The organism is Salegentibacter salinarum, assembly GCF_900168115.1.
Classification (GTDB): Bacteria; Bacteroidota; Bacteroidia; order Flavobacteriales; family Flavobacteriaceae; genus Salegentibacter; species Salegentibacter salinarum.
Window position 1 is genome coordinate 127,572 of record NZ_FUZC01000010.1, and the last position, 18,886, is coordinate 146,457.

General features: G+C 37.0%; 15 protein-coding genes. 3 read left to right on the forward strand and 12 right to left on the reverse strand.

Annotated elements, in window-relative coordinates; all coding sequences use genetic code 11:
- Nucleotides 1–54: 54 nt before the first annotated feature.
- The gene (locus tag B5X53_RS13035; protein WP_079713662.1) at nt 55–930 is read right to left on the reverse strand and encodes a diacylglycerol/lipid kinase family protein; all 876 of its coding nucleotides are present in this window, start codon (nt 928–930) and stop codon (nt 55–57) included.
- Between the two features lie 68 nt (nt 931–998).
- Here B5X53_RS13035 and B5X53_RS13040 point away from each other — a divergent pair, with 68 nt between their 5' ends.
- Nucleotides 999–1,964 carry an App1 family protein gene (locus tag B5X53_RS13040; RefSeq protein WP_079713663.1) on the forward strand — a complete coding sequence of 322 codons (966 nt, stop codon included), beginning with the start codon at nt 999–1,001 and terminating at the stop codon, nt 1,962–1,964.
- Nucleotides 1,965–2,062: 98 nt separating this feature from the next.
- The gene (locus tag B5X53_RS13045) at nt 2,063–4,189 is read left to right on the forward strand and encodes a Tex family protein (protein WP_079713664.1); all 2,127 of its coding nucleotides are present in this window, start codon (nt 2,063–2,065) and stop codon (nt 4,187–4,189) included.
- A 163-nt stretch (nt 4,190–4,352) separates the two neighbouring features.
- On the opposite strand, the gene B5X53_RS13050 is transcribed toward B5X53_RS13045, so the two are convergent.
- From B5X53_RS13050 to B5X53_RS13085, 8 genes are all read right to left on the reverse strand, one after another.
- Nucleotides 4,353–5,003 carry a YlmC/YmxH family sporulation protein gene (locus B5X53_RS13050; RefSeq protein WP_198550714.1) on the reverse strand — a complete coding sequence of 217 codons (651 nt, stop codon included), beginning with the start codon at nt 5,001–5,003 and terminating at the stop codon, nt 4,353–4,355.
- A gap of 14 nt (nt 5,004–5,017) precedes the next feature.
- The gene (locus tag B5X53_RS13055) at nt 5,018–5,248 is read right to left on the reverse strand and encodes a hypothetical protein (RefSeq protein WP_079713665.1); all 231 of its coding nucleotides are present in this window, start codon (nt 5,246–5,248) and stop codon (nt 5,018–5,020) included.
- A gap of 248 nt (nt 5,249–5,496) precedes the next feature.
- On the reverse strand, nt 5,497–6,303 hold the full coding sequence (locus tag B5X53_RS18915) for a PRC-barrel domain-containing protein (RefSeq protein WP_101023020.1): 807 nt from the start codon (nt 6,301–6,303) through the stop codon (nt 5,497–5,499).
- Between the two features lie 19 nt (nt 6,304–6,322).
- Nucleotides 6,323–6,964, reverse strand: a complete 642-nt coding sequence (locus tag B5X53_RS13065; RefSeq protein ID WP_079713666.1) for a hypothetical protein — start codon at nt 6,962–6,964, stop codon at nt 6,323–6,325.
- A 146-nt stretch (nt 6,965–7,110) separates the two neighbouring features.
- The gene (locus B5X53_RS13070; protein WP_079713667.1) at nt 7,111–7,974 is read right to left on the reverse strand and encodes a dienelactone hydrolase family protein; all 864 of its coding nucleotides are present in this window, start codon (nt 7,972–7,974) and stop codon (nt 7,111–7,113) included.
- Nucleotides 7,975–8,010: 36 nt separating this feature from the next.
- Nucleotides 8,011–9,360: a M28 family metallopeptidase gene (locus B5X53_RS13075; RefSeq protein ID WP_079713668.1), complete on the reverse strand. Its 1,350-nt coding sequence runs from the start codon at nt 9,358–9,360 to the stop codon at nt 8,011–8,013.
- Nucleotides 9,361–9,497: 137 nt separating this feature from the next.
- Nucleotides 9,498–9,785 (reverse strand): YtxH domain-containing protein, encoded by a 288-nt coding sequence (locus B5X53_RS13080; protein WP_075327262.1) that lies wholly within the window; start codon nt 9,783–9,785, stop codon nt 9,498–9,500.
- Between the two features lie 140 nt (nt 9,786–9,925).
- Nucleotides 9,926–12,139 (reverse strand): bifunctional alpha,alpha-trehalose-phosphate synthase (UDP-forming)/trehalose-phosphatase, encoded by a 2,214-nt coding sequence (locus B5X53_RS13085; RefSeq protein WP_079713669.1) that lies wholly within the window; start codon nt 12,137–12,139, stop codon nt 9,926–9,928.
- A 96-nt stretch (nt 12,140–12,235) separates the two neighbouring features.
- Here B5X53_RS13085 and B5X53_RS13090 point away from each other — a divergent pair, with 96 nt between their 5' ends.
- A complete protein-coding gene (locus B5X53_RS13090; RefSeq protein WP_079713670.1) occupies nt 12,236–14,035 on the forward strand; it encodes a glycoside hydrolase family 15 protein in 1,800 nt (599 codons plus the stop codon).
- On the opposite strand, the gene B5X53_RS13095 is transcribed toward B5X53_RS13090, so the two are convergent.
- The 3 genes from B5X53_RS13095 to B5X53_RS13105 all read right to left on the reverse strand — a co-directional run bounded on the left by B5X53_RS13095 (nt 14,032) and on the right by B5X53_RS13105 (nt 18,797).
- Entirely contained in the window at nt 14,032–15,087 is a 1,056-nt protein-coding gene (locus B5X53_RS13095; protein WP_079713671.1) for a mechanosensitive ion channel family protein, read from the reverse strand. The genes B5X53_RS13090 and B5X53_RS13095 overlap by 4 nt on opposite strands.
- Before the next feature lie 6 nt (nt 15,088–15,093).
- A complete protein-coding gene (locus B5X53_RS13100) occupies nt 15,094–16,869 on the reverse strand; it encodes a mechanosensitive ion channel family protein (RefSeq protein WP_079713672.1) in 1,776 nt (591 codons plus the stop codon).
- Nucleotides 16,870–16,982: 113 nt separating this feature from the next.
- Nucleotides 16,983–18,797, reverse strand: coding sequence for an acyl-CoA dehydrogenase family protein (locus tag B5X53_RS13105; protein WP_079713673.1), 1,815 nt, complete (start codon nt 18,795–18,797; stop codon nt 16,983–16,985).
- Between the last annotated feature and the right edge of the window lie 89 nt (nt 18,798–18,886).

Sequence of the window (18,886 nt, forward strand, 5' to 3'; positions counted from 1 at the left end):
GTGATAATATGAAAATTTTATAATTATTGTTGATAAAATTTCAATTTTAACCCCTTAATAGGTCATTATCGGTAGTTTTTTAGCTGAAATTTTGACAGAAATTTCTTCTTTTTCTCCAATATATTCCCCATCAACTTGAAAAGCAACCGGTTTTCTACAAAAAACCCTTGCACTTTTAACCGGGATTATCTCCACAAACTCGGAGTTTACATCAGTTTCATTCCGTAATGTTTTTAGAATCTCCAGGATGTCGAAATTTTTGAATAGGAGGATTTCAAAAATACCATCATCTAATTTTCCTTTAGGATTTACATTTGCACCGGTTCCATATTTCTGAGCATTGGCAAAAGCCAGAAGAATTCCTGCCCTGGTTAAATTTTCATTGTCCAGTTCAATTTCAAATTCAAAAGGATATTTGCTTTCCCAGAGTGTGGGGATTGATTGTAGCAAATAGCCCATTTTTCCTCTTATTCTTGAATGTTCGTAATTCTTAATTAATTCGGCATTTAATCCCAGGTCGCTAATATGCAGGCAGAGTTCTCCATTAATCTCCAACATATCCATTTCTTTATGCTTATTGCCCATTGCAATTTTTAATTGATCTTTGAGATTGTTGGGAATACCTAAGTTAACGGCAAGCCCGTTGGCCGAACCCGCGGGAAAAATTGCTATAGGAATTAAAAAATTTATTAAGGCCTCGGCGACTTGTTTTATAGTCCCGTCTCCGCCGGCAACAAAAACCCTATCAAATTTATCTTCAGCAACAATTTTTTTAATTTTATCCTGGTCATTTTCACCGGTTGTTTTATAGGTTATAAGCCGGGCATTAATTTTTAGAAGCTCATTTTCAATAGTTTGAATTATCTGCTCCTTATTAAGATCTCCTGAAATTGGATTCACAACAAGTAGTACCTTCTGTATTTCTTTCATATAGCTTCTAAAATATGCTTAAATTTAATTATTTTGGAATAAGAAAAATTCAATAAAAATCTAAAATTTTGAAGTTAGACCTAAAACTCTATCGTGGTTATGTAAATGACCAGGAGCTTAATGTATACGGACATTTATTTAAATCCTGGGCACCAGATAAGTACAGGCTGGATAGAAAAGGAATTAAACATGCGGTGGCCATTATTCATATGTTTCGAATTAGTCCTTTAAAGAACAGGGAAATCACCTTGAAGTTTCGCGATACTAAGGTTACTACCAAAACCCTGGACGATGGTTATTTTAGGTTTACAATTCCTTTTTCTGAAGAATTAAAAAGCGGCTGGCACGCATACGAAGTGAGTTGTAATATCAAGAATTTTGGAATGATAGAGAAGGGGGAACTTTTAAAACCCCATCCCTCTAAATACGGTATAATTTCAGATATTGATGACACTTTTCTTATTTCTCACAGCAACAGCTTCTTTAAGAAGTTGTATGTTATGCTTTCAAAAAACATTAATAAGCGTAAGATTTTTGATGATGTTGTAGATCATTATAAGGAATTAAGCCGGGCGGGGCAGGACTCAGATGAGGCTTCAAATTCTTTCTTTTATGTTTCCAGCAGCGAGTGGAATTTATACGAATTTATTAATGAATTTGCCAAGATGCACCAGTTACCCAAAGCGGTAATTAAACTGAAGAAGATTAAAACAGGGATTTCAGATTTTCTCTCTACCGGTCGCGGTAGCCACGACCATAAATTTGAAAAAATAAAGGATATTATCTCTTTTTATCCCAACATTCCCTATGTGCTTTTAGGAGACGACTCGCAAAAGGATGCACATATTTACGAGCGTATTTGTAAAATCTTCCCAATGAGTTTAAAAGCAGTTTATATAAGGCAAACCGGAAGAAAAAAGAAACCGGAAATAACTAAAATCCTCAAGAATATAGAAAGCCTTGGAGTAAGTACTTGTTACTTTAAGCACAGCAATAAAGCCATAAAACATTCCCGTGATGAAGGGATTATTTGAAGTTTTTGAAGCTTATATTTGCTAAAATTAACTTTCCCGGCCCTAGTGAGAAGGCCGAAGTTTAAGTCGATATTTTATTTAATTTGAAATTCCATTTTTTGAACGTACAGGACTATATACAATCCAGGGCGCAATTGCCCTCCAAAAGTATTCAAAACACCATTGCCCTTTTGGATGCCGATGCTACAATTCCGTTTATTTCGCGCTACCGTAAGGAGGCCACAGGGAATTTAGATGAAGTTGCAGTAGAAAAAATTTCGCTGCTCCTTAATGCTTTTAATGAACTCGAAAAGCGGAAGGCAGCTGTGCTGAAAGCCATTAAAACCCAAAATGAATTAACTGAAACTTTAGCTGAAAAAATTGAAAAAGCCACAACTTTAACCGAGGTTGAAGACCTTTACCTTCCTTTCAAAAAGAAACGAAAGACAAAAGCTGATATGGCTCGCGAAGCCGGATTAGAACCGCTTGCCAAAATCTTAATGGCGCAGAATACTCAGAATATTGAAAACTCGGTAAAACAATTTCTTTCTGAAAAAGTAAAAACTAAAGAAGATGCCTTTAGCGGCGCCGGACACATAATTGCTGAATGGATCAATGAGAATACCTATGTTAGAAATTCCCTTAGAAGATTATATACTCGAAAAGCACAGCTAAGTACCAAATGGGTGAAAACAGCAGAAGAGCACCCTGAAGCTTCCAAATTCACACAGTTTGAAAAATGGGAGGAACCACTTAAAAGAATTCCTTCACACAGGTTTTTAGCTATATACCGTGCCGAAAAATTGGGTATAATTAAGCTAAAAATTGGAGTGGAAAAATCTGAAGCTTTAAACTTAATTGAAAAAGCAATAATTAAAAATCCGGGTTTTTCCGGTGGGAAATATTTGCAAGAAGCGATTGAAGATGCTTATACCCGGTTGCTGAAAACATCTTTTGCTACAGAATTTCTAAATGAAGCTAAAGAAAAAGCCGATGAGGATGCAATAGCTGTATTTGCTTCAAACCTGGAGCAACTTTTAATGGAAGCTCCCTTGGGAAGCAAACGAATTCTCGCTTTAGACCCGGGTTTTAAATCGGGTTGTAAATTAGTGTGCTTAGATGAACAGGGAAATCTACTACATAACGAGACTATATTTCCACATCCTCCGCAAAAGAAAACAGATGCAGCTTCGGCAAAAATTAAAAGCCTGGTAAATGCTTATAAAATTGAAGCCATTGCCATAGGAAATGGAACCGCTGCAAGGGAAACCGAGCAGTTTATTAAAAATATTTATCTACCGAAAGAAGTTTCCGTTTTCACGGTAAATGAAGTTGGAGCTTCGGTATATTCTGCCTCTAAAATTGCCAGGGACGAATTCCCCAACTATGATGTAACCGTACGCGGTGCGGTTTCTATTGGCAGAAGATTGAGCGATCCGTTAGCAGAACTGGTAAAAATAGATCCTAAATCTATTGGGGTAGGGCAGTACCAACACGAGGTAGATCAAACCAAATTAAAGGAGAAACTGGATGTGGTGGTAATGCGCTGTGTGAATAAAATAGGGGTAAACCTTAATACCGCGAGTAAAGAATTACTTTCTTATGTTTCGGGAATTGGGCCCGGGCTGGCGCAAAATATTTTAGACTATAGAAAGGAAAATAAACGTTTTACAAGTAGAAAAGAACTATTAAAAGTACCGCGCCTGGGTGAAAAAGCCTTTGAACAGTCAGCCGGATTTTTACGAATTAAAAATACTAAAAACCCTTTAGATAATTCGGCTGTGCATCCTGAAAGTTATTTTGTGGTAGAAAAAATGGCTAAAAACAACGCTTTAAAACCCGAAGAACTTATAGGAAATATTGAGGTTCTTGAAAAAATTAAACCTGAAGAATATGTTTCAGGCAGCATTGGTTTACCGAGTTTAAAAGATATTTTAGGAGAATTAAAAAAGCCGGGTGCCGATCCCAGGGCAAAGAAGAAACCATTTAGTTTTGATCCTACAGTAAAAACAATTGGAGATTTAAAGCCGGGCATGAAACTCCCGGGAATAGTAAATAATATAACCAATTTTGGCTGTTTTGTTGATATAGGAATCAAAGAAAGCGGCCTCATCCATATTTCAAAACTTGCTAACCAATTTATTAGCGATGTAAATTCTGTGATAAAGTTAAACCAGGAACTTGAAGTTACCGTGCTTTCTGTAGATGAAGAAAAAAAGCGGGTTCAACTTTCTTTGGTGGATTAATAAAAAAGGCTGTGGAAAAAAATAAATTTCGTCTAGCTGTCTCGAAGATTCCGAATGTTCCAGCTTCAAAAATGATTAAATAATCAACTTAGGGATCTTGAAACAAGTTTAGGATGACGATTAGAAACTTTTAAAACAGCCTTTCTTTTACTTTTTAAATTTTCTAATTTCTTCTTCTAAAATTGGCACCGTCAAATTCTTCACGGTCATAAAATTCATCATCAGAGTATTGATCTTTGTTACGATGATCTTTATGATGATCTTCCTCGTCTACAATTCTTCCTTCCCGTTGGTCGGAAATTGGTTTATCAGCATATTCCTCTTCCTTTCGACGTTGTAGGTGCTCTTCTTCCGTTTCAGCTGAAGACGGACGGTTATAGGAGCTTAACACGGTTTTTTCATAATGACGATCTGGATTAGCACCGCGTTCAATTCGTTTCGTTTCAGCAAAAGTCTGGTGGGTTATCCTGGAAGTATAAATATATTTTTCATCTTCTTCGAGCTCTACCAGGCCAATGGGTACAATTACGTGGTTCTGGCCGTCCTTGTTTACAAACTCCTTGATTTCAGGATCTGCAGGTTTTCCGTAGGGATCGTGGCGCGAATCTATAATCGTCTGGTCTACTTCCACATCTACATAAACTACGCGATCCAGGTTTTTATTAATCAGTAAATTATCAACTTTACCAACTACGCGTTTATCGGCATCTCTTACAACCCAGCCCCGAATATCGGGATAACCGCCTGCAATTTTATAGTCTTTTAATTCACTTAAATAATATAAATTCTTACTCTTAATATCTTTACTCATCATTCATAGTCTTTTGGTTACGCAATCAATTCTTTATTTGGAATAAAACTCATTTTGTTATTTTCCTTAAAATAGATGCTTGAAGTATCATTCAATTCTTCAATCTCATTTGTATCTTCAATGTCGTCTACATCGTCATTAGTATCATCATAAGCGAATACATAGAATAATATTCCCAGGATGATAATAGCGATTAAAAGAATCCACGGCCAAACCGGTTTTTTCTTTTCAACTTTAATTTCTGCCATAATATTGTTTGATTGGTTATACTATTTAAAGGTAAATAATAATCCATCCTTAATTTATTAAGATTACCCCAAACAATTGTTAATTAGGTCATAAGCAAAAAAAGTTCTACGCTTACTTTTTTCTGACTAAAGATTTTTAATAACTTCTGCTGGAAGAACATTCAAGCGCCTAAAAGAAAAAGGGAAACTGAAAAGTTTCCCCTGTGCTAATTTACTCGAGAATCGAAATTTCACTGTTCCGAGATAGTCTACTTCCTCTTTCTAAAATTTTTATCATCAAATTCCTTCTTGTTGTAGAAGTCTTCATCGTCCTTATGATCTCTTCTGCCTGAGGCAGCATCCGTCTGAGATTGGGAAGTGCTTTGACTGGAACCTTTTTCTTTATTACTCTTGAAACTTGTCTTTTGAGTGTTTTTGGGGTTAAAATCATCTTTAATTTCACCCCTTTCACCAGTTTTTTTATGCGTGGGATCGTTATGTGAAACATCTGAATCGCGAAGTTCAGTTTCCCGATCTTCCCGGATTTTTGTAGCGGTATCATCGTTAAATTCTGCTTGACTGCGATCATCCCTGGGTTTATCTTCTGAAGAAATAGCGCCCCTGTTATAAGATGCTAAAACAACTTCTTCATATTCCCTGTCTATATTAGCAGCTTTCCTCTTTCTTTTGGTTTCCGCAAAAGTTCTATGGTTCACTTTATCTGTATAGATAAATTTATCATCCTCATTTAATTTTACAAGGCCGATAGGAATTATAAGATGTTCTTCTCCATCTTTATTCACAAATTCATGTACGCCTTCACTTGCAGAAGATCTGTAAGGATCATGATTTGCTTCAAGTATACTTTTGTCTACTTCTACATCAAGGTAAACAACACGTTCTGTATTTTTATTTACAAGAAGATTGTCTACTTTTCCTATAATCCTCTGGTCTACATCTTTTACTTTCCAGCCGCGGACATCTGGATCATCACTTGAAACTTTATAATCTGAAAGTTCATTTAGATAGAACAAATGTTTATCTTTATTTCTGTTGTTATTATTATTACTTGCCATAATCTCTTTAATTTTTTAATTAGCTCATTTTCATATTCTGTACTACATCGCCGGCTTCTTTATAAAAAGAATTAACTGCGTCCTTTTGATCAAGGGTAGGAATTGATGGCTCAATACTTTCTAATGCGGTTCTTACTTCTTGAACATCCCGTGATATGTCTGGGAATTTTTCTTCCTGCATTTTTTCCATCAGGTCCACTATCTTACCACCAACATCATTAATTGTATTAGCGTGAGTAAGCTCCTGTGGATCTTCTTTAATATCTCTAACATCATCTTTTAACTCCTGAATTTCAATTTCAGTATCTATATTAGCTTCTTCTGATCTGTTTTCAAGAGCATTGATGAGATAGATTAAGGCCTCACTACTATATTCATGGTCAATTCCCATTTTTTCGCGGTCACCAATATGGGTAAGGTATTTAGAGACACTTTCATCTCCGGAAAGGTTATCATCTTCCCACCGTGCAGTTTCAGTATCTTCTTCTTCCTCGGTTTCCATAGGTGTTGCAACCTGTTCGGTGTTTTCATCTTCATTAAAATCATCATCGTCGTCACCGTTATCGGCGATTACAAAATATACTATTACTGCAAGGATTATTAGACCAAGGAGAATCCAGGGCCAAATAGGTTTTTTCTTTTCAATTTTAATTTCTGCCATAATTCTAGTTCTTTGGTTAGATTCTTAAAGTTAAATAATCTCCTTCTTTAATAATACTAAGGTTAGCCCAAACTATTGTTAATTAGGTCATAATCAAAAAAGGCATCCCAATGGAATGCCTTTTTAAAAAGAATATTTAATAAATTTTATTTCAAAAGATCTTTGAGTCGGTTCCAGGCTTTATCGTGTGCTTCTTTATTTGCTTTTTCGGCATCGGTTTGGTGTCCACTTCGCATAAAAGCGTGACCGGCGTCTTCGTAGATTTCATATTTATAGGTTTTTCCGGACTTTTCCATCATTTTTTCGCTGGCTTCAATGGTAGAATTCACTCTATTATCATCGCCGCCGTAATAGCCATAAACCGGAGCCGAAATATTCGCAATTGCTTCTTCATCTTCAGGACCGGTTCCGTAGAAAACGTGTGCGGAAGAGATATCTTGGTTGTTGGTAGCATACCTAAATGTTTGCGAGCCACCCCAGCAGAAACCAGCAACAGCAACTTCTCCCGTTGACGCCGAATCTTCTTTAATATATTTAAACGCTGCATCAAGATCGGCAGTGACCTGTTCCGGGTCTAAAGCATAAATGGCATCCCTGGCAGCATCAGGATTTTCAAAGTCGGTGGTACGGCGTTTGCCTTCTTGCGTATTTGAAATCAGGTCTGGAGCTATTACCAAATAACCGGCTTCAGCAAGTTTATCGGCAAACAACCTTGCCCAGTCATTTAAACCACGGTTTTCGTGAATTACAATTACAGATTTTGTGGCTTCATCTGTTTCAGGGTAGACTACAAAAGCCTGAAATTCCCTATCACCATGAGATAAAGTAACCCATTCGTGATGTCGTGGGGAATCAGAAAGTTCTTCAGCTTCAGTTTTTTGAGCAATTGTAGTATCAATTTCAACTTGCGCTTCCTCTTTATTAGACTCCTTTTTATCATTTTTATTTCCGCAGGAAGAAAACAAAAATGCAAAGAAAACTAGCAGCAGTACGTGGTTAAAATATTTCATAAGTATAAAGTTTTAATTGAATATTCTTTCAATTTCCTATCTGAAAACTCCTGAAGGAAAAACTACCACACTTTCGTTACCGTCTTTTCCAACCGCTGCCACACCAAAGAAGAAATTATCTATAACAATTCCCTCAAGGGTGAATTCATTTACGTCACCTACAAAACGGGAATATTGCCATTGGGCTTCAGTAGTTTCTCTCCAGTAAATTTTATAGCCGGCGATATCACCTTCAACTTTATCCCATTTTAATTTTGCTGAAGGTTCTACAATTCCTCCAATTTCAACATTCTCAGGTGCCGGTGGAGCCCAGGCAAGGTTAGCCATATTTATCGCGTTAACCGCAGTAAGTTTTTTGGCATAATCGAAATTCACTTCTTCCACCACATCACCATATTCAATACCGTTTTCGGTTCTAATATCCTGGTGCTGGCGATTATAATTTTCGTGCGCTTCCATAATCCTGATTCCGGCGAAGCCAAGATCGTTGAAAGGGCGGTGGTGACCACCACGACCAAATCTATCTAAGCGATAAATCATCATCGGGTTCATTTCAGGCATATAGGTTTCGGTAGTTTTATGCACATAGCGAGCAAGCTGACGGGAAATTCCGTCTACTTCACCGCCGTAAAATCTACGCATTGTTCTTTCTCTTTCAGACTCATTTGGAGGAACGGGTTCAGAAAATATTCTAAAAGTTCGGTTATCAATAACACCGTCTACACCTTTAATATTTCCAATCATATCATTATTTAAAACACCAATGATCTCCCAATCATTTTCTTTGGCATACTCAGCAAGGCCTTTTCCCCCAAACAAGCCTTGTTCTTCGCCAGAAAGACCAACATACACCACGCTGCTTTCAAATTCATATTGTGATAAAACCCTGGCGGCTTCTATGGCCCCGGCCATTCCACTGGCATTATCGTTAGCTCCGGGAGCATCGGTTTCAAAATCCATAGTATTGCTGGCGCGAGAATCTATATCGCCGCTCATAATAATGTAGCGATTTGGATATTTTGTTCCTTTTTGAACAGCAACCACATTTACCACCCAGGCATCGTGCGGAATACGCTCACCATCTTCTGTTGTAACAAAGTCTTTTTGGTAAAACACATCAAGACAATTATCACAATTGTTGGAAATGTTATCGAATTCAGATTTTATCCATCTACGGGCGGCGCCAATTCCGCGGGTATCAGAAACCGTATCACTAAAAGTATTCCTTGTTCCAAAACCGGCAAGTTTTCTAATATCGGCTTCAATCCTATCGGCAGAAACGCTGTCAATTATTTCATAAATACGCTCATCGGTTTGCGCATTGGTTTGTTGAAAAATCAGTCCTGCAAACAGGAGTAGGGCAAGTGTTGGTATATTTTTAATCATATAATAATTTTTTAAGCTTCTAAAATACCTAATGTTTGGGTGAAATCACAATTAAATACAGCGTGGTAATATTATAAAACAAAAAAATCCCGACAAATAATGCCGGGATCTTAAATCACATTCTAATTAACTACAATCTAGCTTGCTTTCATATTATGAATTTCAGCTTTTGCTTCGTGTGCTTTTTGATCAGCTTTCGAGTTAGAAAGGCTGGCTTTGGTTTTGTTCTTCAAGGCATCAACTTTATGGCTTAAAGAGTCAGAGAATTCGTTGAATTTTCCTTTAGTTCCTTGTATAGCTTCGTTGCTTGAATCTGAAATCGCCTTCCTTGTATCTGCACCTTTTTTAGGGGCAAATAATAATCCTAAGGCCGCTCCTGCAGCTGCTCCTGATATTAATCCTAATAACATTTTTCCTGATTTCATCGATCTAAGTTTTTAAGTTTTGGTTCGTATTTTTTGTTTAATGTAAAATTAGATCATAATCACTCAGTCACCATATTTTTGAAGTTAAGTTATGCATAAACTTTCTTTGAAAATGTCAAGGAATTTAACAGTTTAAATTCTTATGAATTTTCAGCAAATTTTTTGAGAATCTCCCTCACCTTTAAAGTGTCTTCTACATAATAACGGGCGCTGGTTTTTTTCATCCCAACTTTCACCGTAAAGGAATCTTCCGGGAGTTCTTCAAACATATATTCATCTGTCCAATCGTCTCCAATGGCAAATATGAAGTCGTAATCTTTGCCCACCAGTTTTTTATTTGAAGCTTTTCCTTTATTTACCCCACTACTTTTAATTTCCAGCACTTTATTCCCTTCTAAAACACTAAGCCCACGGTTGGAAATTAATTCTTTTAAAACGTTCGAAAGCTCGTTGGCCCTGATTTCACCAAGTTCGGGATCTGCTTTTCTGTAATGCCAGGCCAGGGAGTAGTTTTTATCTTCTATAAATGTACCGGGAGTTCTGTCTACAAAAGTTTCAATAACCGGTCGCACCGCACTCATCCAGTCGTTATTCACATTTTCGGAAAGTTCCCATTCGCTGTTTTTCTGGCGCATCCAAACGCCGTGTTCAGAAATTAGTTCTACGGGAATTTCCTGCCACCACGAACCAAGCGTGTCTTTATCTCTACCGCTAATTAATACCACGTCGGTATTCTGAGACTGGTTTAATTGATGAACCAACTCTATTAATTCCTGGTCTGGTTTTGCTTTTTCGGGCTTATCGGTAAAGTTTACCAGCGTACCATCGTAGTCCAGGAATAAGATTCTGTTCTTGGCACTTTTAAATTTCTCGATAATTTCATCTGAAACTTTAGAAGAAATTCTTCTTGCTTTAAACGCATCCCTATCCTGACTCGTATCGCTCAACGCTTTCATAAAATCGTTAGCCCATTTTTCAACACTATAGCGTTTCAGTCGCTTTTGAAGTATTTTATTGCGCTGCTTTTGTTCTTCTTCAGGCATTTCAATTGCTTGGATTAAAGTTTCGGAAATCTGCTCAAAATTATTAGGATTAATAATTAACGCCTCGTTCATCTCGTGTGCGGCACCGGCCATTTCACTTAAAATAAGCACACCGGTTTGATTTATCCTGGTGGCTACAAATTCTTTAGCAACCAGGTTCATCCCGTCCCTAATTGGCGTTAACAAAGCAATATCGCAACTGGCATAAAGGTCAATTAAATTTTCAAAAGGCATGGAGCGGTAAAAATACCAGATAGGGGTCCAGCTCACCGTAGAGAATTTTCCGTTAATTCTTCCTACCAATTCATCAATTTCCCTCTTTAAGCGTTGATATTGTGGTACGTTAGACCTTGAAGGAACCGCAAGCATCACCAATCTTACTTTTTCAATAAATTCGGGATGGTTATCAAGAAAATATTCAAAAGCGCGAATTCTATTGGCAATCCCTTTCGTATAATCCAGGCGGTCTATACTTAAAATAAGTTTAGCTTCCGGTGTTTCGCTGGTATGATGGTCCAGCCTGCGCTGTAACTCGGTGCGTTGTTCTTCGGTATTTTTAAAATGGTTTAAAGCAGCGTCTTCAAATTTGTTATAATCTATTCCCATTGGGAAAGAATCTACTTTTACAATTCTCTCGGGAAGGGTAATTTCATTAAAACTTACCTGGTGACGTAAAATACGACTTACAGAACTTAAAAAATGTCTTTCATAATCATAGGTGTGGAAACCAATTAAATCGGCACCCAAAACTCCTTTTAAAACTTCATCTCGCCAGGGCAGGGTTCTAAAAACTTCGTAAGAAGGAAATGGAATATGATTAAAAAAGCCAATAATAGCTTCAGGTTGTTGTTCCCTAATCATATTTGGCACTAAAAGCAACTGATAATCGTGCACCCAAATCTGGTCACCGTCTTCATAATGTGTCAGGACTTCTTCAGCATATTTTTTATTTACGGTTTTATAAATTTCCCAGTGATCTTTATCGGCTTCGGTATATTCCATAAAATAGTGAAAAAGCGGCCAAATGGTACGATTACTAAACCCATAATAAAATCCTTCAATTTCTTCTTCGCTGAGATTTACAGCAACACAATCTTCTTTTCGGGCTTTTTCTTTAACATCTTCTAAAAGATTTTCAGGAATTTCTTCTTTGGTAAGTCCACTCCAACCTATCCAGATACTATCACCATCCTTATGGAATGATTTTAAGCCGGTTGCGAGTCCTCCTACACTTGGCGTAACTTCAAGGTTATTATTTTCTAAGTTAATTTGTAATGGTAAACGGTTGGAAATTATTATTGTCTTACTCATAATTATATGTGAATGCTGTTGTTGCGAAATTGATTTTTATTAAATTTCCGAAAATCATTTTACACGACAAGTCTTTTTAAAGAATTTTAAGAGTATATGGAGAATTTAGATTACGGAATTATAGGGAATTGTAAGAGTGCTGCGTTAATATCAAAAACAGGTTCGTTAGAATGGTGTTGTTTGCCAAATTTTGCTTCGGCCGCGGTTTTTGCAAAACTACTTGATGAGAAAAAGGGTGGAAGCTTTGAAATTATAGTAGACGATTCTTATAAAATTACCCAGGAATACCTTTGGGAAACCAATATTTTAAATACCGAATTTACCGATGGTGAGAATTCTTTTCAGGTTATAGATTTTATGCCGCGTTATCCCCGTGAGGACGGTTCTTTTTACGCCCCGCCAGATATAATAAGGTTTATAAGATTAATTAGCGGAAAGCCTAAATTTAAGGTGAAATATGATCCTCGTTTGGATTTTGCCCGTGAAAAGACCTACAATGAATTTAAAGGAAATTATATTAAAAGTTTTACCAAAGAAGGAAAATACGATTCCCTTTTTCTATACTCCAGTTTGGACCTAAATGATGTTTTAGAGGGTGAAGAAATTGAACTAACCGGAAACGCATATTTCTTACTCGGTTATCACGAAAAGCTTATTACTCAGTCTTTAGATAGATCTTATTTAAAATTTCAGCGCACCAAGACTTATTGGATGAACTGGAGCGCGAGAACTACCCGTTACACCCATTACGAAAATGAAATAATGCGTAGCGCTTTGGTTTTAAAATGCCTTAGCTACAAAAAATCTGGTGCGGTTTTAGCCGCGGCCACCACTTCTTTGCCAGAAACTATAGGCGAAGAACGAAACTGGGATTATCGCTTTTGCTGGATTCGTGACGCTTCTATGGTAATTAAAGTAATGGCAGGCCTTGGTCATATAAAATCGGCTAAAGATTTTCTTCAATTTATTATTGATATTATCCCTGATAAAGATGAAAAGATCCAGATTATGTACGGAATTAATGGTGAAAAAGAGCTTACCGAGCATATTTTAGATCATTTATCTGGTTATAAAGACTCCCATCCTGTAAGAACCGGAAACGCCGCCTATATTCAGAAGCAGAACGATATCTACGGAATTTTGATGGAGGTGATCTATCAGCAGTTTAACCAGTTTGAAACTTCTTTAGAAAATTCTGAAGAACTCTGGACCGTGGTGCGCGGAATTGTAAAAATTGTAGAAGAAAACTGGCAAAAACCAGATAAAGGAATTTGGGAATTACGCACCGAAGACCGGCATTTTGTGTTTTCAAAACTACTTTGCTGGGTGGCGATAGACAGAGCGATAAAAATTGGTGAAGTTTTGAGAATGGGTATTAATGATACGCATTGGAAATCTCTACGAGCCGAAATTTATAACGATATTTACAATAACGGCTGGAATGAAGAAGTGCAAGCTTATACCCAATATTATGGTTCTAAAGATTTAGATGCTTCTACCTTATTAATGGAACAATATGGATTTATTGAAGCTAAAGATCCTCGCTTTGTAAGTACGGTACACGCCACTGAAAGGGAATTATGTAAAGACGGGTTAATGTACCGTTATAAGAATAAGGATGATTTTGGAGAACCAACTTCTTCTTTTACGATATGTACTTTTTGGTTAATTGATAGTCTTTTCAAAATAGGGGAGAAGAAGAAAGCCAAACAAATGTTTGATCAGTTACTTTCTTACAGTAATCACTTAGGCTTGTTTAGTGAAGATATAGATTTTGAAACCAAAAGGTTGCTGGGTAATTTTCCCCAGGCTTATTCGCATTTAGCGCTAATAGAAACCGCTGCTAATTTTAGTTTGGGAACAACTTCTGAAGAAACCTGGCTTAGTGAATTTTAATTCTGCGCTTGCGTATCATCTTCTTTATTGATTTGCACGCGACTTTTAGGGAGACTCTCTGGATAATTTTCTTTTAAGAAATCTATGAGTTTCTCCCTAATAAATACGCGTAAATCAAAAGCCGTTGGAGAATCTTTGGCACTTATCAAGATCCTAATTTCCATAGATCTGTCGGTAGCATCAGTAACCTGAACTACTTTAACCTGTTGATCCCAAAGCGGAGTAGTTTCAAGCAATCTATCCAGTTCTTCTCTAATTTTTTCAACAGGAACAGTGTAATCTGTATATAAAAACACCGTACCTAATAAATCGGCTGAGTTTTTAGTCCAGTTTTGAAAGGGTGTTTCTATAAAATAGGTAGAGGGTACGACCAGTCTTCTCTTGTCCCAAATTTTTATCACCACATAAGTAAGGGTGATTTCTTCAATCCAACCCCATTCGCCTTCAACAATTACAGCATCCTGCAATCTAATAGGTTGCGTGAAAGCAATTTGAATACCCGCAAGTAAAGTTCCAATGGCCTTTTGTGCCGAAAAACCTATAATTATCCCTGCAATTCCTGCTGAAGTTAAAACACTAACCCCGACTGAACGTATGCTTTCAAAGCTCATTAAGGCAATTCCTATAGCCAGAATTACAATGATGAAAATGATAATATTTTCCAGAATATTAAATTGGGTATAAATTTTCCTGGCTTTTAGATTATCAGAAGTGTTTACATCATAGCGCTTCAACATTCGGTTTTTAAGGATTTTTAGCGTGAGAATAATTAACCAGGTAGCGCTTAAAATTATTCCCAGAGTACTTATAGGCTGAAGAAGGTCGTAAGTATATTCATATCTAAAAATTTTACTTAAAAGGGCAATTTTTAGAATTAAAGCAGTCAGAAAAATTAATAATGGAACCCAAACCCTTTGTGCAAAATTTACCGGTAGTATGTTTCGGGGATCTCTGCCTATTTTCTTCAGAATATAAAATGCTATTAAAAAGCATACAAGGAGACTAATTACACCGGCAAGAATATATCTAAACATTAAAGGGTCTAAACTCATACGTTTTTATTTATCTGACTTTTTTAGATTTTCGGCATTAAAATGAGGTTCCTTTAATTCTACTCGAGACCGACTAAAATATATGCCTTCTTCCAGTTCTTTAATATAGGCTACCATTTCTTCTCTTAACTTACAGTGAAGTTCCCAGGCAATGGTGGCAGTACTGGCACTGCAAATAGCTCTAAGCTTCAGTGATTTTTCGGTCATTTCGGTGACCTGCAGCATTGGTGGATGTTCTTCGTCCCATTCTTCAGAGTTCTCAACTAATTCTTTAAATTTCGTTCTGAGTTTATCTACATCTACACGGTAATCTACAAAAAATTCAATTTCATTTATGGAATGCGGACTTGTAATAGAAAGATTTTCAAAGGTATCAGAAATCACTGTTTTTAGAGGAACAATTAAGCGTCTAAGGTCCCAGGTTCTCACAATCATATAAGTAAACCTAATATCTTCAACATAACCCCAACGATCATTTATAATCACAGTGTCCCCAATTCTTGCTGGTTTGGTGAGCGCTATTTGAATTCCTGCAATAATATTTCCTAATGTACTTTGTGCCGCAATACCTAAAATTATGGTGGCTAATCCTGCGGAAGCCAGCATAGAAATACCCAGTTTCTCTAAAGATCGAAATTGAGAAAGAATAATTGCAGTACCCACAATTACCACGGTAAAGGTTAAAATCCTCCTGGCAACTGATAAATAAGTGAAAAGTTGCCTAGATTCGTGACTGTTTTCTGAAGTAACATCGCCTATTTTATTTTCGGCAACATAACGCATTGCAAAATCCAGAATTCGCATAAAAAACCAGGTTATTGAAGCAATAACAACGGCGAGTAACAGGGCGTAGATTGTACTGGAAAAGGCACCAGAATAAGAAATTAAATTATTAAGAGTGATATAGAAAAATAAAACTCCGGTTGCTAAAGCGGCAGGTACACCCAATCTCTTAGATAAGGCTAGAATAATTGGTTTGTTAAATGATTTTGCAATTTTTCTAATTAATAGAATAACTACTTTTCCCAATAGGTATGAAACTATTAATAACAAAATGGTTAAAACCGGTTTCCATAAAGGAACAGTTCCAATTTGTGCCTGGGACCAGGTGGGCATATGGCGATCTAAAAATGTGGGGCCGTAAACCTGATAAAGCTCATCAGTATTTTCTACGGTATTTGCTGAAATTAACCAAAAAGCCCCGTACTCTTGGTATTTTACTCTTTGTAGCCTAAAGATTATATCTCGGTCTTCTATATTTGTTTCACCAAAAACCACACTTCTTCTAGGCTCTCCTGCTACCGCTTGATTGGTGGTGGTTCTAATATCTACCTGCCCATCGGGCCGGTCGGGTAAACCGTGCCAATCTATTGCTACCCGTTGATCCATCACAAAATAGAGCTTCTGAGCTAGATCTATTGCCTCTTTCTCACTTATAGTATTAGGCATTAAATTAAGGTTTAGAGCATAGGCTGCATCTTTAAATTTTTTGTTCCTGCAGCTAATTATAAAATGCTCCAATGTAGCTTGCGGAGTTTGTAAATTGAATTTATTGGGTGGAAAACCAAGTGGATTATTTAACCTTGTTAATGAATAATAAGCTTCATTATAATCTTTTAAACTATTAGGTAAATAATTAGAATCAGTAGGATCTGCTATTTTTTCTTCGGAAGGAAGTTCATCTTCAGTGCTTGTTGAATCTTGTTGGTAGGCAAAGACTGAAGACTGGATCAAAAAGACACAGAAAGAACTTAACAATAGCAATCTAATACGATTTATCATACCTAATTCTTGAAATTATCTGAGGTTTTTTGTTGGAATAATTTTAAAATTAAGGAATAAAAAAAGACCGTCTAAATTTGACGGCCTTTTTACAATAGATTTAATAGAAATTATTAGAAACAATATTTATTTTCTGAAGTAAGTTTTTCAGCAATAGTGTTTCTTAATTCTACCACATTGGGCATCCTGTCATATTTAGTAAAACGCTTAAGTCCCATAAGCATCATACGTTGCTCGTCACCTTCAGCAAAAGAAGCGATTCCTTCTTTAGCTTTTTGGTTTACGATGTCTACCGCATGGTATAAATATAACCTGGCCATAGCGATTTGCTCTTTTTGCGAATCTTCACCAAAACGTTTTACATTCTTTTCGGCTCTTAAAATACCAGATTCAGCCATATAAGCTTCAATAAGAATATCTGAAGCGGCCATTAGTAATTGCTGGTGCTCTTCCAGATCCTGACCAAATTTTTGAACTGCCCTTCCGGCTACCATTAAGAATACTTTTTTCAGTTTCTTGATCATATCCTTTTCTTCAGCGAATAATTCGTTGAAATCTGGCTTGTCCATTGAAGGGATTCCGGTAAGTTCTTCGCCTACAGCCTGCGCAGGACCTAAAAGATCTACGTGACCTTTCATCGCCTTTTTAATCAGCATTCCAACAGCCAGCATTCGGTTAATCTCGTTGGTACCTTCGTAAATTCTGGCAATTCTGGCATCTCTCCAGGCAGATTCCATTGGTGTATCTGCTGAGAAGCCCATACCGCCTAAAACCTGGATACCTTCATCACTGCAATTTTGAACATCTTCAGAACACGCAACTTTTAGAATAGAACATTCTATGGCGTATTCTTCAAAAGTCTTTAATTCAGCATCTGAATGCGAAGCACCGGCTTCTAATCGAAGATTAATTCGGTCTTCAATATTTTTAGCAGCGCGGTAGCTTGCAGCTTCTCCAACCCAGGCTGAAGTAGCCATTTCAGCAAGTTTAGATTTTATAGCACCAAACTTTGCAATTGGGGTTTTAAACTGAACCCTGTCATTAGCATATTTTACTGCGACATCGGTCACTCTTCGCTGTGCTTCCAAAGAAGCTGCGGCAAGTTTAATTCGGCCTACGTTTAAGGCGTTCATCGCGATTTTAAATCCGTTTCCTCTTTCTGAAAGCATATTTTCAGCAGAAACTACGGTATCGTTAAAGAAAACCTGACGAGTAGAGGAGGCGTGGATTCCCAGTTTCTTCTCTTCTTCGCCAAAAGTAATGCCATTAGGATTTTCTTTATCATATTCTACGATAAATCCAGTGATGTTTTTATCGTCCTGGATTCTTGCAAAAACGATAAAAACACTTGCAAATCCCGCATTGGAGATCCACATTTTTTGTCCGTTAATCTTGTAGTTTTTTCCGTCATCCGTAAGTTCAGCTTTGGTTTTACCAGAATTCGCGTCACTTCCTGCTCCCGGTTCGGTAAGGCAATAGGCCCCAAACCACTCTCCCGTAGCTAACTTTGGAATATATTTTTTGCGTTGTTCTTCATTACCATAAAGTAGAATTGGTAAAGTTCCAATTCCGGTGTGTGCACCAAAAGCGGTTGCGATAGATCCGGTTGCTCCCGAAATATAATCACAAACCAGCATTGTTGAAACAAAGCCCATTCCAAGTCCGTCGTATTCCTCCGGCACAGCAACTCCAAGGAATCCCAATTCCCCGGCTTTGCCCATTACCTCTTCAGTAAGGGCGTAATTTTTCTTTTCAAATTCTTCTTTTTTCGGCCAGATTTCACGATCTACAAATTCCTTAACCGAATCGCGCATCATTTTTTGCTCCTCCGTAAAATCTTCCGGAGTAAATACATCTTCCGCCTTGGTTTCCTTCACGAGGAATTGCCCACCGCGGAGAAGTTTATCTTCTTTAATTGAATTTTCCATTATTTATAATGTTGGTTTATTTTTTCTTTTTTATTAAGATAAGAGTCAGGAAACAAGATTCAAGACTTTTCTAATCCATCTATAAATCC